The organism is Erythrobacter donghaensis, from assembly GCF_001557325.1.
In the GTDB taxonomy this organism is placed as follows: domain Bacteria; phylum Pseudomonadota; class Alphaproteobacteria; order Sphingomonadales; family Sphingomonadaceae; genus Erythrobacter; species Erythrobacter donghaensis_B.
The window spans coordinates 13,429-28,646 of record NZ_LSJS01000069.1; the positions used below are offsets into that span (position 1 = coordinate 13,429).

14 protein-coding genes are annotated in these 15,218 nt (G+C 68.1%); 9 read left to right on the plus strand and 5 right to left on the minus strand.

Going from position 1 to position 15,218, the window contains the following annotated elements; all coding sequences use genetic code 11:
- The first annotated feature begins 47 nt into the window (after positions 1–47).
- The 3 genes from AX692_RS03240 to ligD are packed head-to-tail and all read left to right on the plus strand — an operon-like array spanning position 48 to position 3,848.
- The gene (locus AX692_RS03240) at positions 48–905 is read left to right on the plus strand and encodes a Ku protein (protein WP_073977562.1); all 858 of its coding nucleotides are present in this window, start codon (positions 48–50) and stop codon (positions 903–905) included.
- Complete coding sequence (locus tag AX692_RS03245; RefSeq protein ID WP_073975012.1) at positions 905–1,393, plus strand: MgtC/SapB family protein; 489 nt, start codon at positions 905–907, stop codon at positions 1,391–1,393. The genes AX692_RS03240 and AX692_RS03245 overlap by 1 nt, the downstream gene beginning before the upstream one ends.
- The gene (ligD, locus tag AX692_RS03250) at positions 1,377–3,848 is read left to right on the plus strand and encodes a DNA ligase D (RefSeq protein ID WP_073975013.1); all 2,472 of its coding nucleotides are present in this window, start codon (positions 1,377–1,379) and stop codon (positions 3,846–3,848) included. The genes AX692_RS03245 and ligD overlap by 17 nt, the downstream gene beginning before the upstream one ends.
- 7 nt (positions 3,849–3,855) lie before the next feature.
- Here the strand turns inward: ligD and AX692_RS03255 are convergent, their stop codons facing one another.
- Together AX692_RS03255 and AX692_RS03260 are read right to left on the minus strand one after the other, a co-directional pair.
- Positions 3,856–4,590 carry a Crp/Fnr family transcriptional regulator gene (locus tag AX692_RS03255; protein ID WP_073975014.1) on the minus strand — a complete coding sequence of 245 codons (735 nt, stop codon included), beginning with the start codon at positions 4,588–4,590 and terminating at the stop codon, positions 3,856–3,858.
- A 168-nt stretch (positions 4,591–4,758) separates the two neighbouring features.
- Positions 4,759–5,001 (minus strand): hypothetical protein, encoded by a 243-nt coding sequence (locus AX692_RS03260; RefSeq protein ID WP_073975015.1) that lies wholly within the window; start codon positions 4,999–5,001, stop codon positions 4,759–4,761.
- A gap of 162 nt (positions 5,002–5,163) precedes the next feature.
- On the opposite strand from AX692_RS03260, the gene AX692_RS03265 reads away from it, so the two are divergent.
- Entirely contained in the window at positions 5,164–7,302 is a 2,139-nt protein-coding gene (locus AX692_RS03265) for a PAS domain-containing protein (protein ID WP_196490015.1), read from the plus strand.
- Between the two features lie 11 nt (positions 7,303–7,313).
- The gene (locus AX692_RS03270) at positions 7,314–7,688 is read left to right on the plus strand and encodes a response regulator (RefSeq protein WP_073975017.1); all 375 of its coding nucleotides are present in this window, start codon (positions 7,314–7,316) and stop codon (positions 7,686–7,688) included.
- 30 nt (positions 7,689–7,718) lie between these two features.
- On the opposite strand, the gene AX692_RS03275 is transcribed toward AX692_RS03270, so the two are convergent.
- Complete coding sequence (locus AX692_RS03275; RefSeq protein WP_073975018.1) at positions 7,719–8,471, minus strand: Crp/Fnr family transcriptional regulator; 753 nt, start codon at positions 8,469–8,471, stop codon at positions 7,719–7,721.
- A 417-nt stretch (positions 8,472–8,888) separates the two neighbouring features.
- On the opposite strand from AX692_RS03275, the gene AX692_RS03280 reads away from it, so the two are divergent.
- Positions 8,889–9,662 (plus strand): hypothetical protein, encoded by a 774-nt coding sequence (locus tag AX692_RS03280; RefSeq protein WP_073975019.1) that lies wholly within the window; start codon positions 8,889–8,891, stop codon positions 9,660–9,662.
- Positions 9,663–10,111: 449 nt separating this feature from the next.
- Here the strand turns inward: AX692_RS03280 and AX692_RS03285 are convergent, their stop codons facing one another.
- Entirely contained in the window at positions 10,112–10,642 is a 531-nt protein-coding gene (locus AX692_RS03285) for a hemerythrin domain-containing protein (RefSeq protein ID WP_073975020.1), read from the minus strand.
- Positions 10,643–10,811: 169 nt separating this feature from the next.
- Here AX692_RS03285 and AX692_RS03290 point away from each other — a divergent pair, with 169 nt between their 5' ends.
- From AX692_RS03290 to AX692_RS03300, 3 genes are all read left to right on the plus strand, one after another.
- Entirely contained in the window at positions 10,812–12,053 is a 1,242-nt protein-coding gene (locus AX692_RS03290; RefSeq protein ID WP_073975021.1) for a cation:proton antiporter, read from the plus strand.
- A complete protein-coding gene (gene otsB, locus AX692_RS03295; protein ID WP_073975022.1) occupies positions 12,050–12,781 on the plus strand; it encodes a trehalose-phosphatase in 732 nt (243 codons plus the stop codon). Before AX692_RS03290 ends, otsB begins: the two co-directional genes overlap by 4 nt.
- Positions 12,782–12,893: 112 nt before the next feature.
- Positions 12,894–14,405 carry an alpha,alpha-trehalose-phosphate synthase (UDP-forming) gene (locus AX692_RS03300; RefSeq protein ID WP_081095102.1) on the plus strand — a complete coding sequence of 504 codons (1,512 nt, stop codon included), beginning with the start codon at positions 12,894–12,896 and terminating at the stop codon, positions 14,403–14,405.
- Between the two features lie 78 nt (positions 14,406–14,483).
- Here AX692_RS03300 and AX692_RS03305 read toward each other — a convergent pair whose 3' ends face one another.
- On the minus strand, positions 14,484–15,116 hold the full coding sequence (locus tag AX692_RS03305; protein WP_081095103.1) for a DUF4142 domain-containing protein: 633 nt from the start codon (positions 15,114–15,116) through the stop codon (positions 14,484–14,486).
- Between the last annotated feature and the right edge of the window lie 102 nt (positions 15,117–15,218).

Below are 15,218 nucleotides of genomic sequence, written 5' to 3' on the forward strand. Positions count from 1 at the left end.
GCGGCACAGCGCACCGGGCGGACGATTGGACCCGGGAGGCATCAAGCATGGCAGCACGCGCCTATTGGTCGGGGCAGATCCGCCTTGCCCTCGTCTCGATCCCCGTGGAGGTCTTCGCCGCCACCAAGGCGGGCGCGGCGATCCGCTTCAACCAGATCCACAAGCCCAGCGGCAAGCGCATCGCCTATGAAAAGGTCGTCCCCGGCATCGGCCCGGTCGACCGCGACGCGATCATCAAGGGCTACGAGGTCGAGAAGGGGCAATATGTCCTGCTCGAGGAGCGCGAGATCGAGGCGGTGAAGATCGAAAGCCGCCGCACGCTCGAACTCGTGCAATTCGTCGGCAGCGACGAGATCGACCCGCTCTATTTCGAGAAGCCCTATTACGTCGCCCCCAAGGACGAGCTCGCCGAAGAAGCCTTCGTGGTGCTGCGCGAGGCCTTGCGGCAGTCGAAGAAGGTTGCATTGGGCCAGCTCTCGGTGCGGGGAAGCGAGAAGCTCGTCGCCCTGAAACCCTGCGGCAAGGGGCTGCTGCTGGAGACGCTGCGGTATGCCGACGAGGTGCGCGCCGGGCGCAGCTTCTTTGCCGATATCGACGATGCCAAGCCCGATCCCGAGCTGCTCGATCTCGCCACTGCGCTGATCGACAAGCGCACCGCCCCCTTCGATGCAGGCGAGTTCGAGAACCGCTATGTCGATGCGCTCAAGGCGCTGATCGCCAAGAAGGCGAAGTCGAAGACCGGCAAGGCGATCATCGAGGACGCGGGCGAGCCCGAAAGCCGCGGCGGGAATGTCGTCGACCTCATGGCGGCGCTGAAAAAGTCGGTCGGGAGCGAGGGCAAGGCTCCGGCCCGCAAGAAGGCTCCCGCGAAGAAGGCGCCCGCGAGCAAGCGCAAGAGCGCCTGATGACCCTCAACCCCCCCGCGCCGCTTGCGGCGATCGATATCGATCTGGTGCTGCGGCTCGGGGTGGCAACGGTGCTCGGGCTGCTGCTGGGGCTCGACCGCGAACTGCGCGGCCATGCCGCGGGCCTGCGCACCCACGGGTTGATCTGCCTCGCCGCCGCTGCGCTGACGATTTCGGTGCTTGGTCTCTACACCTCGATGCCGATGGAGAATGCCGATCCGCTGCGCCTGTTCGAGGCCGCGGGTGCCTTCGTCGGGATCGTCGGAGCCGGGCTGATCGTGTTCAGCAAGGGCGAGGTGCACAACATCACCACCGCCGTGCACCTGTTCCTGACCAGCGTGATCGGCGTTGCCTGCGGGGCCGCACAGTGGCCGCTGGTGGCAACCGCCGCGCCGATCGGCCTGGTGGTGCTCTCGCTCCTCTCGCTGCTGGAGCACAAGCTGGCGCGGCACGGCATTGCAGAGGACGGCGATGCCCCGGAAGTCTGACCCGCTCGCCGCCTACAACGCAAAGCGCGATTTTGCCCGCACGTCCGAGCCGCAGGGCAAAGCGGGCAAGGCGGCGGGCAACAGCTTCATCGTCCAGAAGCACGCGGCAACGCGGCTCCACTGGGACCTGCGCCTCGAAGTCGACGGCGTGCTCAAGAGCTGGGCGGTGACCAAGGGGCCGAGCCTCGATCCCGCCGTCAAACGCCTGGCGGTGCGCACCGAGGACCATCCCCTCAGCTACGCCACCTTCGAAGGCACCATCCCCAAGGGCGAGTATGGCGGCGGCACGGTGATGCTGTGGGACCGCGGCACCTGGGCGCCGATCGCTGGCAAGAGCGCGAAGGATCTGGACGAGGGCCACCTCCACTTCACGCTCGATGGCGAGCGGATGAAGGGCGAATGGATGCTGGTCCGCCTGAAGCCGCGCCCGGGCGAGAAGCGCGAGAACTGGCTGCTGCGCAAGGTCACCGATGCCTTCGCCGGGGAAGACGACACGCTGGTGGAGCAGGCGCTGACCAGCATCGCGACCGGTCGCGCGATGGCCGAGATCGCGGCGGGGAAGGCGGCTGAGACGAAACCGGCCGAACCGCCGAAGCCCAGGCCCAAGCGCTCCGCGCAGGCGAAAGCGGCCAAGCTCCCCGCCTTCCGCAAGCCGCAGCTCGCAACGCTGGTCGATGCCGTCCCCGCCGGCAACGGCTGGATGCACGAAATCAAGTTCGACGGCTACCGCGCGCTCGTCGCGGCCAAGGGCGATGAGGTGCGCGTCTTCACCCGCACCGGGCAGGACTGGACCGACAAGTTCGCGCCCTTGGCCGCCGCCATCGCCGCGCTCGACCTGCCCCCGGCGCTGATCGACGGCGAGATCGTGGCGAGCGACGCCGACGGCAATCCCGATTTCTCGACCCTCCAGAACGTGCTCAAGCGCGGCCACGGGTCGCAAGGGCCCGGCGATGCGCTCGCCTTCCACGCCTTCGATCTCCTCGAAGTGGACGGCGAGGATCTGACCGCGCTACCCAACATCGAACGCAAGGAGCGCCTCGAAGCGCTGCTCGCCGAGGCCGAGCCACCCATCCACATCGCCGACCACGTGATCGGCGCGGGCGAGAAGCTGTTCGATGCGATGTGCGGCGCGGGTCAGGAAGGGATCATTTCCAAGGCGATCGACGCGGCCTACGCCCACCGTCGCAGCCGCAACTGGGTCAAGGTCAAATGCACCCGGCGGCAGGAATTTGTCGTCATCGGCTTCAAGGCTTCGAGCGCCCGCGGGCGGCCCTTCGCCTCGCTGCTGCTGGCCCAGAACGAGGGCGGCGCGCTGGTCCACAAGGGCAATGTCGGCACCGGCTTCGATGCCGACACCATGGCCGATCTTGCCGCCCGGATGCAGCCGCTCGCGCGCAAGACCCCGCCGGTGGAGGTGGGCCGCGCGGCCGCGCGCGGCGTCACCTGGCTCACCCCCAAGCTCGTCGCCGAGATCGCCTTCGCCGAGTTCACCGCCTCCGGCAGCGTGCGGCACGCCAGCTTCATCGGCCTGCGCTCCGACAAGCCGGCAAAGGCCGTGAAGCCCGAGACACCCGCCCCCGCCCCCGCGCCCGTGCCCGGCGTCGCCATCTCCAGCCGCGAACGGGTGATCTTTCCGACAAGCGGCGAGACCAAGGGCGATCTGGCCGATTACTACGCCGCCGTCGCGCCGCTGATGCTGCCCTTCCTCGGCCACCGCCCGGTCAGCCTCGTCCGCTGTCCGCAGGGCCGCGCGAAGAAATGCTTCTTCCAGAAGCACGACGGCGGCGCGCTGGGGGACGCGGTGCGCAGCGTGCCGATCCGCGAGAAGGACGGCGGGACCGAGGACTATCTCGCGCTCGCCGACGCGCGCGGCATCCTGCAATGCGTGCAGATGGGCACGATCGAATTCCACGCCTGGGGCTCGCGCGCCGATGCGGTGGAGGCCCCCGACCGGATGATCTTCGACCTCGATCCCGACGAGGGCCTCGGCTGGGACGAGGTCAGGCAGGCCGCGCAGGACATCCGCCGCCACCTTGCCGACATCGGCCTGGCCAGCTTCGCGATGCTTTCGGGCGGCAAGGGAGTGCATGTCGTCGCCCCGCTCACCCCCGGCCATGCGTGGGACGCGCACAAGGACTTCGCCCGCCGCTTTGCCGAGGCGCTGAGCATCGCGCAGCCGGACCGCTTCACGGCGACGATGAGCAAGGCCAGGCGCAAGGGCCGCATCTTCATCGACTGGCTGCGCAACCAGCGCGGCAGCACCGCGGTGGTGCCCTACTCCGCCCGGGCGCGCGAGGGCGCGCCGGTCGCGGTGCCGGTGACGTGGGACGAGCTCGCCGACAGCGCCAGCGCCCATCCCTTCGCGATCGGCGACGCGGCAGCGCTGGTCGAGCGCGCCGCCGCCCCCCCGCTGAAGGGCTGGGGCTTCGCCAGCCAGACCCTCCCCGCGCTGTAGCTGACTGCTAGCGGTTGAAGTGCAGGTAGTTGTCGTTGAACATCGTCACCCGCTTCAGCCGGTCGAGATCGACGATCCGCAATTGCCGTTCGGACAGCTCGATCAGCCCCTCGCGGCGCATTTCCTGCAAGGTGCGGTTCATGTGCACGAGGCTGAGGCCGTTCGCCTCGGCGAGGTGGTTCTGGGTGATCGGCAGGTCGAAGCCCGTGCCCGTCGCCAGCCCCACCGCCTTGAGGCGATAATAGAGCTCGACGAACAGATGCCCCAGCCGCTCCAGCGGCGAGCGCTGGCCGATCGAGAGCAGCCATTCGCGCTGGATCCCGGCCGAGACCTTCTCGTGCCACAGCAGCGCGCGCAGCAGGTGCGGGCGCTCGTCCACCACCTGCTGGAACTGGTGCGGCTGGATCTCGTAGTAACGCACCGCGGTCAGCGCGCCGATCGAGTGGTCGAGTTGCGAAAGGATGTAGATGTTGAGATCGCAGAAGTCGCCCGGCAGGAAGAAGCCGACAATCTGGCGGCGCCCGTCGGGCAAATCCTTGTAGCGGCAGGCCCAGCCCGAGATCAGCAGGCGGATCACGGTCGGGTTCTCGCCCTCGTGCGCGATGTCGCTGCGCGCTTCGGCATGGCACACCGGCCCGGTCTCGAGCGTTGCGAGCGCGCGGCGATCGGCTTCCTCGAGCGGCATGTAGCGCCCGAGCAGGCGGAACAGGGGTTCGATCCCTGCAGCAGTCAATGTCGGCATCGTCGATATTCCCGGTTAGGTCAGGCTGAAAGCCCGGCATTATCAAGAAGAACACGCGCTTGATGACACTAACCTTGGATATTCACATCGCCACCCTGCATGCGATTGGCCGACGGACGGGTGCGACGGCGTGACGGTGCCGTGCAGGATTGTCGACGGCCTGCACCCTCAATAGGTGGCAGGCGGGTCGCTCGCCGGGAAGCTCTGGTCGCTCGCCTCGTCGACCCCGTTCCACGCATCAGCTGGGGGATCGCGCATCGCCTCGGGCCCGGCATCGCGCACGGGTCGGGTGCCGTGGGCGGGCTGGTCGTCGGCAAAGGCGGCGCTGTGCGGGGCATCGGCGCTGCCCTTGCGCCGCGTGAGGACATAGGCACCTGCACCCAGGGCCAGCAAGGTAAGGATCATGCGCATGGGGAATCTCCGCTGAAAGGGTCCTCCCGCCTGCGCCTCGGTGCCCTTCGCGTCCCTATCCTGATTTAGCACGCCGCTAAGGGCTTTCTGCCCATGTAACATATGTTAAGCAGCTTTCGGGGCGCGGTTCGTATGCTGGGGGACAGCGCGAAAGCAGAGGGCATGGCCGACTTCTCTCCCGAAACCGACAACAACCTGTTCGGCGCCGCCTTCGGCGCGCTGCCCGATGCGGTCTGCATACTCGAGCCCGTCGGCGTGCCGGGCGAGGAGGTGACCGACTGGCGCTATCTCGCTGCCAATGCGGCGTTGTACCAACTGTTCCAGACCGAGGACTTGACGGGCAGCACCCTCAGCGCGCGCTTCCCCGAGGCTGCGGCGCAGTGGGCGCCGGATCTCGAACGGGTCATCCTCAGCGGCGCGCCCGAGGTTCTGGTGCGCCACGGCGCCCAGTACCCGAATGTCTACGAGGTGGTGCTGACCCCGCTGCACTATGCCGGGCAAAGCGCGGTCATGGCGCACATCCGCGACATCACCGGCGAACACGCGGCCCGCCAAGCGCGCCGCGAGGCGGATGCGCGCTACAAGCTGCTGTTCGACGCCATCGACGAGGGCTTCTGCGTCATCGAGGTCATCTTCGATGCCGACAACCGCCCGATCGATTACCTGTTCATCGAGGGCAATGACGCATTTCTCGCCCAGTCCGGCCTGGTCGATCCGGTCGGCAAGACCATGCGTTCGCTCCAGCCCGATATCGAGGACAAGTGGATCGCCACCTATGGCCGCATCGCCATGACGGGCGTTGCCGAAAGGTTCGAAAGCGAATCCCAGGCAATGAACCGCTGGTTCGATGTCTTCGCCTTTCCGATCGGCGAGACCGCACCGCATCGGCTCGGGATCCTGTTCGAGGATATCGGCAAGCGCAAGGCGATGGAGCTCGCCCTGCGCCACAGCGAGAACCGCCTCAATTCGCTGATCGAGGCAACCTCGGACCTGATCTTCCGGATGAACCCCGAAGGAACGGTGATGGAGCAGCTCGGCGGCAAGAACCTGCTCGGCGAGGCCACCGGTCCGGGCGACTGGATCGAGGAGTTCGTGACGCCCTCCGACCGCGCGATGGTGCGCGAGGCAGTCGACGCCGCCATCGCCGCCCGGCAGCCGATCGAGATCGAGCATCGCTACATCCGGCCCGACGGCGAGATCGGCTGGCTCTATTCGCGCGCCGTTCCGGTGTTCGACGAGCAGCGCGCGATCACCGAGTGGTTCGGCATGTCGACCGACATCACCAACCGCCGTGTGGCCGAGCGCGAGCTTGCCCACGGCGCGCAGATGCTGCGCGTGGCGAGCGAGATCGGCAAGGTGGGCCTGTGGGACTGGAACGTCGAGACCGGCGAACTCTACTGGTCCGACGAGCATTACCGCATGGAAGGTTACGAGCCGGGCGAGATCGAGCCGTCCTATGAGGCGTGGGCCGACCGGGTTCATCCCGACGACCGCGAAGCGTCTGCCGCGCGGATCAACGCGGCGATGGAAAGCGGGCAGGACTATGTCAACGAGTACCGCATCTGCCGGCCCGATGGCGAAGTGGTGTGGATGTTGGCGCGCGGGCGCTTCCTCTATGACGAGCTGGGCAAGCCGGTGCGCATGCTCGGCGCGATGGTCGACACCACCCAGCGCCGCCGCGAGGAGGAATGGCAGCGGCTGCTGGTCGCCGAATTGCAGCACCGGGTGAGGAACCTCATCGGCATGGTCCGCTCGGTCGCGCGGCTTTCGGCGCCGAGCCACCGCCATGTCGACGAGTATGTCGATCGCCTGATCGGGCGGCTCCAGGCGATGGGCCGCACCCAGAGCACCCTCACCCGCTCGCCCGGGCGCAACGTCGATCTTTCCGAGCTTGTGCGCGAGGAGCTGCTGGTCCACGCCGTGCAACCCGAGAAGTGCCATGTCGAAGGGCCCGATGTCGCGCTCTCGCCCCACGCGGCGGAGATCGTGACGCTCGCGATACACGAACTGGCGACCAACTCGATCAAGTACGGCGCGCTCGGCGACAGCGGCTACATCCGGATCGTGTGGACCATCGAGGAGCGCGACGAGCGGCAGTGGCTCAGCCTGCGCTGGCAGGAAAGAGCGCAGCTGCGCAAGACCAGGCAGAACCGCAAGGGCTTCGGCCGCAAGCTGATCGAGGAACGCGTTCCCTACGAATTGCAGGGAAAGGGTTCCTTCATCGTCCACGACACCGGCGTCCTTGCCGAGCTCGAATTCCCGCTGGTCGACGCCGGCAGCATCCTTGACCCCCGATCGTGACGGGAGCGAACATGACCGACCAGACCCTCTCGGGCTACCGCATCGTCATTCTCGAGGATGACTATTACCAGGCGCAGGACTGCCGTCAGCTGCTCGAAGCCGCGGGCGCCAAGGTGATCGCGATCTCGGCGCGGATCCCCGATCTGCCCTCGCTGCTCGAGGAGGGGCCGATCGATGCGGTGCTGATCGACATCAATCTCGGCCAAGGGCTGTCATTCGACTTCGCCCGCGCGCTGAAGGCGCAAGGCATCCCGTTCGTGTTCCTGACCGGCTATGACGCCGCGATGCTGCCGGATGATCTGGCGGGCAACGGCTACCTCACCAAGCCCGCCGATGCTGCGCGCATCATGGCCGCGCTCGCACGCGCTGCCGGGGACGCCCGCTAGCAGGCGTCCCCGGCGGGCGGCGGCGGGAGGTCAGGCGGCGATGACCCTGAGGCGCTCGCGCTCCCGCAGGGTTTGAACCCGCGGCGCGAGGTAGGAGGGATCGAAGCCCGCGATCTGTTGCAGCGTGCGCAGGTCGTGGATCGTCAGCTGCTTGGACCGCAGCGTGATCAGCCCTTCCTGCCGCAGCTGCTGGAGCTTGCGGTTGATGTGCACCGGGGTGAGGCCCAGCACGTCCGCCAGATCATCCTGCGTCAGCGGGAAATAGATCTGCTGGCCCTGGTGCGGATCGACCAGCGACAGCCGGTAATGCGCCTCGCAGATGAGGTGCGCCATCCGCTCCAGCGCGTCGCGGCGGCCGACATTGACCACCCACGAGGCAAGCACCGCGTTCTCCATGCAGCCATAGGATCGCATCGCATCGCCGATGGTCGGGAAGCGGTCGATCAGACGGCGCATATCGGCGTGGGTGATGTTGACGATCTTGCACGGGCTCAGCGTGATCACTTCCTCGATCGCGATGCCGTTGGGCGAGCAATCGAAATAGAAGGCATCGCCCGGCAGCAGCAGCCGCGTGATCTGCCGCGCGCCGTTGCGCAGGATCTGGTAGCGTGCAGCCCAACCGCTGAGCACGACCGGAAAGGAATGCATCTCGTCGCCATCGCGCGAAAGATACTTCTTGGCGCCGATCTCACGGGGCTGGCGACACAATTCCTCGATCGCCTGGATCTCCTGGTCACCCAGTTCGGCAGCATGCATGAGGCGCAGCAGGTATGCGTTGAACACGTGCTCGCTCCTTGGTCTGTTGCGGGAATTGCACCTTCCCCGATTTGGCTCCGATTCTCTCGATCAAAAGTTACGCTGCCAGCCGATTCCATGCGGCTTATCGTGTTCAACTTGCAGATCATCGTAGGGGCAGTCGCAAATGACTAGCAAGAGAAATCGCGCGCGTGGCAGCGCCGGGGGAGTGGCGGACCAATTGCAAAGGTTTGCCACGCACGTTCCCCTCCTATCTGGCTGATGGCGCACGGGCCTTGCGCGCCCGCGGTGGCCGTTTTCGGCGGGTCGGCCCGCGATGACGGCGGGTCGTCCGGCGTGGGTAATGCAGGATAGGGGGGTCGCAAGCCGCGCCTGCCACCTTCAAATCCGGATCCAGCGCGGCGGGCCAGCCGGGCCGGAACCCCAACCGGAAAGGATGAAGACATGGCGAACGAGCGCAATCAGAACCGCGAGGGCCAGGGCCACGCCGGCCGCGATCATCAGATGCAGCAAAGCGATCACCAGCACGGCCAGAGCGGCGGGGAATGGGATCAGAGCAATCGTCCCGGCCGGTTCGGCCAGCAGGAGCAGGGCCAATATGGCCAGCAGGGCCAGCAGGGCCAGAGCCAATACGGGCAGAGCCAGTCCGGCCAGGGCAATTTCGGCCAGGGTCAGGGCCCCGCTGGCGCGCAGGGCGGCTATGGCAACCAGAGCAACTACGGCGGCTACGGCGGTCAAAGCGCGGGCTATGGCCAGGACAATTACGGCCAGAGCGGCTACGGCCAGGGCAGCAGCCAGGGTGGCTATGGCGGCGGTCAGGGCGGCTTCGGATCGAGCGGCCAGGGCGGACAGAGCGCCATGATGGGCCACTCGCAGCACGGGCAGAGCCAGTGGGGCCAGGGCCAGCAGGGCCAGGGCAGTTCCGGCCAGAGCCATCAGTATGGCCAGCAGGGTCAGCACGGCCAGGGCAACCAGGGCCACCACCACGATCCGAGCTACAGCCAGTGGCGTCAGCGCCAGATGGAACAGTTCGACAACGACTACAACGAATACCGCCAGACCCAGCAGGACGAGTTCAACAGCAAGTTCGAGGAATGGCGCAAGAAGCGTCAGAGCGAGGGCCAGAGCGGCGGCACCTCCGGCAGCGAAAGCAGTTCATCGGGATCGACCGGCTCGGGTAGCCAGACCACCGGAAAATCGGGGTCCACCACGAGCTGATCGAAAGCGGCGGCGGACACGCCCCCGTCTGTCGTCGCCCCTCCTCCCCGCGCCCCGGCCCATGTGGCCGGGGCGCTTTTTTGGTGCGGGTCGGACGCCGGGACAGCACCTGTGCGGGCTTCAGACCTCCCGAAATCTTACAATTTCTGCAGATACAATCTAGGTTAGAGCGTGCTTGTTGCGGGGCAGGCAGCATCGCCGAACCCGGGGGTGTCCCGATCCCTCTGGTGACTCGGTGGCCGGACGCGCGTTAGGTTTCCACTTCGTCCGGTCATTGCCCCAAATCAACTCCCCGCCCAGCGATGGGCGGGGTTTTTTGTGGCCGGATGCCCGCCCACGAGGCCGGGCATGAAAAGGCCCGCAAGACGAGGGGAAACCATGTTCCCCAGGTCTTGCGGGCCAGTCCTGCGGCGGCACGGCGGGTCGCAGGCCGTGCCGGGGCAGGGAAGTCAGCTGCGGTCGAAGCGGTCAAAATACTCGCGGAAGTCGACGCTCATCCGCTGCCGCACGTCGACGGGCGCATAGCGGATCACGTCGGGCAGCCAGCTGCCCTCTTCCTGGTGGACGTGCTGCTGCACCGCGCTCTCGATATGGTCGAGCTTCTCGTGCCATTCCTGCGTGCCGGGCTGGAGCTTCTGGAGCGCGGCGAGCTGCACCTTGGTCATGGCGTGCTCCTCATAGGCCATGCCGGCGTGCGCCTTGCTCGAATTCTCCGAGATCTCGGGATAGATCACCGCCTCCTCGGCCATCGAATGGGCGTTGAGCAACACCGCCAGTTCGAGCACCAGCGCATCGGCGCCGGGCCCGCTCGCCGCGCGCGCTTCGGCAAACAGCTCCTCGATGCGGCGGTGCTGGGCGAGGATCTCCTCGGCGAAGGGCTCGCCCACCGACATTTCCTCGAAGGCGGCGCGCGTCTCGCGGCGCTGTTCGTCGGTGGCGGCGGGGGCGAGCGCGGAGGCGATACGGTCGAGAAACGACATGGAGGGCCTTTCGTGACTGGGCTGCCGGGCAGTCGGCGTGTTCACCCTAGGGTGCCGCCGCGCAGCGCCAACTGCCTGCGTTCCTATCCCGGGTTAGTGCCCAGAGGCAGCAGCACCGCCAATTCCACGCTCCGTCCTCACCGGCCACCTGCGGCAGAGCAACATCTCGATGTCCTATCACCAATTCCTGCTGTTCGCGGGCGCCGCGATCATCCTCGCATATTGGCTGCCGCGCTTCGTCTCGGGCCGCGAGCCGGCGGCTTCGGCGCTGCTGATCCTGGCAGGTGCCGCCTGCGCGTTGGCGCTCCCGGAGGATCCGCCGCTGTTCCGCCCGATCGCCGATCCCGAATGGTGGGAGATCCTGAGCGAGATGGCGGTGATCGTCGCGCTGTTCGCGACCGGCCTCAGGCTCGACGTGGTGCGGCCCTTCGCGCGCTGGGGCGTGACATGGCGGCTGCTGGCGGTGGCGATGCCGCTGACCATCGGCGCGCTTGCCCTGGTCGGCCTTGCCGCGGGCTTCCCGCTGGCGAGCGCGCTGCTGCTGGGCGCGGTGCTTGCCCCGACCGACCCGGTGCTGGCGGGCGACGTGCAGGTCGGCCCGCCGACCGAGGGCGGCGAGCATCCGGTGCGCTTTGCGCTCACCACCGAGGCCGGATTGAACGACGGGCTCGCCTTCCCGTTCGTCTACCTCGGGCTCGCTGCCATCGCGGGTCTGACCCTGACCGAGGCGGGCGACTGGCTGGCCTATGATCTCGTCTACCGCATCCTCGCCGGCACGCTGGCGGGCGCGGGGGTGGGCTGGCTGCTGGGGCAGATGGTGTTCCGCTGGCCGGCGCGCAACGTGCTTGCGGCGACCGGGTCGGGGGTGCTGGCGCTGGCCGGCGTGTTCGTCTGCTACGGGCTTGCCGAGCTGATCCACGGCTACGGCTTCATCGCCTGCTTCGTGGGGGGACTGGTGTTCCGTCGGCTCGAGCGCGATCACGAATTCCACGGCAACCTCCACCTCTTCAACCTCGCGATCGAACACGCGCTGACCGCCGTGCTGCTGCTGATGGTGGGTGCGGCGCTGGGCACCTATGCGGGCGATGTGCGCTGGGAGCATGTCGCCATCGCGGCCGCGCTCGTCTTCGCGATCCGGCCGCTGATCGGCTGGGTGTCGCTGGCGGGCACCGACCTGCCCCCGCGCGAACGTTTCGTCACCGCGGCCTTCGGCGTGCGCGGGATCGGGAGCCTCTACTACCTCGCCTTTGCCGCCGGGATGGCGCCGGTCGCGATGCTGGCCGACCTGTGGCTGGTGGTGCTGGTGACGATCGCGCTGTCGGCGGCGGTCCACGGTCTCTCCGCGGGCGCGGTGCTGGCCGGGATCCGCGCCGACGAGGATGCCGAAGGCGAACCGGAGCCCGCAGCATGAGCGCCCCGCTAGCCCTGCTGCTCGATTTCGACGGCACGCTGGTGCCCACCGCACGCACCCCGGACGGGGTGGTGGTGGGCGAGGCGCTGCGCACGCTGGTCGCCGCGGCATGCGAGCAGCTCGAGGGCCGGCTCGCGATCATCAGCGGACGATCGCTCAAACAGCTCGACGCGTTGTGGGGCCGGACGCTGTGGCCGATGACGGTCGCGGCGAGCCACGGGCTCGAACTGCGCCATGACGGTCATCGCCGCGCGCCCGCGCCCGCCCGCATCTTTTCCCGCCTCGCGCGCGAAACGGAAGCCCGCTTCGGCGCGGCGCGGGGCGTGGTGATCGAACTGAAGAGCTACGGCCTCGGCCTCCACTACCGCCTCGCCCCCGACCTGCGCGGGCCGGTTGAGCGCTGGGCCGAGGAATGCGCCGCCGCGCACGGCCTCGTCATCCAGGAAGGCGACATGGTGTTCGAACTGCGCCTGCCTGGCGCGGACAAGGGCGATGCGGTGCGCGCGATCATGGCGCTGGCGCCGTTCCGCACGAGCACCCCGCTCTATATCGGCGACGACTTCACCGATATTCCCGCAATTGCCGCGGCGCGCGCGCTGGGCGGGCGCGGGCTGGCGGTCGGCGCGCGCATCGCCGACCAGGCCGACGGCATGCTCGCCGACCCCGCGGCGGTTCTCGAGGGCGTCAGGGCGCTCGCGACGGGCAGCGGCGACGCTTTCATCACATAGGCGGTTTTTTGCCCGCGCCCTTCGCGCCAAGGCACCCCCGGCGTCCGGAGCGAACCCCTCCCCCGGGCGCGCGCACTCCTCCGGCCCGGCGGCCGCAACCAAAGGGCTCCCCATGCCCCACACGCAAACACAATCGTCCACCCCGCGCCTAATCGCCGTATCGAACCGCGTCCAGGTCGAAACCGATGGCGAGAACGCCAACCGCGGGGGCCTCGCCGTCGCACTCGCCGCCGCCTTGCGGCAGAGCAACGGCATTTGGTTCGGCTGGTCGGGCGAGCAGACCGAGGAGTTCACCGGCCAGATCGCCTTCCGCCGCGCCGACGGGGTCGCAACCGCGACCATCGACCTCGAGGCGCAGGACATCGACGAATACTACAACGGTTTCGCCAACCGCACCTTGTGGCCGCTGTTCCACTACCGGCTCGACCTCACCGAGATCGCGCGCGACTTTGCCGGCGGCTATGCCCGGGTCAACGAGCGCTTTGCCGACACGCTCAGCCCCCTGATTGCGCCCGATGATCTGATCTGGGTGCACGACTATCACCTGATGCCGCTCGGCAGCCAGCTGCGCGCGCGCGGCTTTGCCAACCGGATCGGCTTCTTCCTCCATATCCCCTGGCCTCCGCCAAGCCTGCTGATGTCGCTCCCGGGCCACAGCGACCTGGCGCGCGGGATGCTCGATTACGACGTGATCGGGTTCCAGTCGGAGGAATGGCGGCAGGCCTTCATCGACTATGCGGCGGTCCAGTTCGAGGCGACGATCGACGGCGATGCGCTGCGCCTCGGCGAGCGCTGCACCCGGCTGCTGGTCTGCCCGATCGGGCTCGACATCGCCGATTTTTCCGGCGCGGTGCATTCCATCGCCGCCAAGCAGGCCGAGACCCGGCTGGTGGCGAGCGCGGTGGGGCGCGACATGATCGTCGGGGTCGACCGGCTCGACTACTCGAAGGGGCTGCAGGAACGCTTTGCCGCCTACGAGCGGCTGCTCGCCGATCACCCCGAGCTGCGCGAGAAGATCAGCCTGCTCCAGATCGCCCCGCCCTCGCGCGGGGACGTGGCGAGCTACCGCCAGATCCGCGCCGAGCTCGATGCCCTGTCGGGCCACATCAACGGCGCCTATGCCTCGATCGACTGGGTGCCGATCCGCTATGTCAACCAGGGCTATTCGCGCGACGAGCTGTTCGGCATCTATCGTGCGGCCCGGGTCGGCCTCGTCACCCCCTTGCGCGACGGGATGAACCTCGTCGCCAAGGAATATGTCGTGGCGCAGGATCCGGCCGATCCGGGGGTGCTGGTGCTGTCGCGCTTTGCCGGGGCCGCGGCGCAGCTGCCGGAGGCGGTGCTGGTCAACCCGCATTCGATCGAGGAGATCGCGGAAGGTATCGCCCGTGCGCTCGCCATGCCGCTCGCCGAGCGGCAGGAGCGGCATCAGGCGATGCTGGCGACCATCACCCGGCACGATGTGCGCTGGTGGTCGGAAACCTTCATGGCCGCGCTCGCCGAAGAGCCCGGACAGGCCCCCGGGCCCGCGCCGACGGCCGACCCCGCAAGCGACTCTGCCCCCGCCGATTCCGCGCCCGCCAACGTCGCCCGGCTTCGCGATGCGGCCAGCGCCCAGCGCTGAGCCGCGGACGCAAAAACCCCCGCGCGAACGGGATCGTCCGCGCGGGGGCTCCGGGAGATGGGAGCTGCCGCCGCCCGCCTATGGCGCGGGGGTGGAATCCATCGTCGCACCCGGCGTTCCGCCGGTCGCGCCCGGGCTCGGGGAATTGTTGTCGAGCCAGTCGGCGTGCTTCTGGATCGTGGGGATCGCCCCTTGCGCGAACTGGCGCAGCTCGGCGCTGTCGCCGTTCCCGGCATAGGCCTTGAGCAGGGTCAGCGCCTTGCGGTGGGCAGCGGTCTGCTGGCTGATGTATTCGCGGTCGAAATCCTCGCCGCTCAGGCTTTCGAGGATATCGACCTGCGCCTTGTGCTCGCTGTCGAGCGCATCGGGCATCGCCAGGGTCTGGCCCGACGCCGCGACCGCTTCCTTCAGCGCCTCCGAGGAGCGGGTGTGATCGGTGATCATCATCTGCGCGAATTCGCGGGTCGGCGTGCCCTCGGCACGCTGCATGGCAACGCGCGCGGCGGCGAGTTCGTACATGTCCGACATCGCCACGCGCTGCGCGAATTCCTGCGCGTTCGGCGGGGCATCGGCGAAGGCGCCGTCGGCATCGGCAGCGCTGTTCGCCATGGCATCGCCGGTGGCGGTTCCTGCGGCCCCGTCCGTCGTCTCGCGCCCGTCGCAAGCTGCGAGCGTCAAGAGGCTCGAGGCCATGATCAGTGCCAATCGCATGCGTCATTCCTTCCCTTCAGCGCCCTTGGGGCGGGCTCGGGCACGGGTTTAGGCAAGCCCCGCGAGAGGCGAATTCACATAGGCCAGTGACCCGCTTTAGCC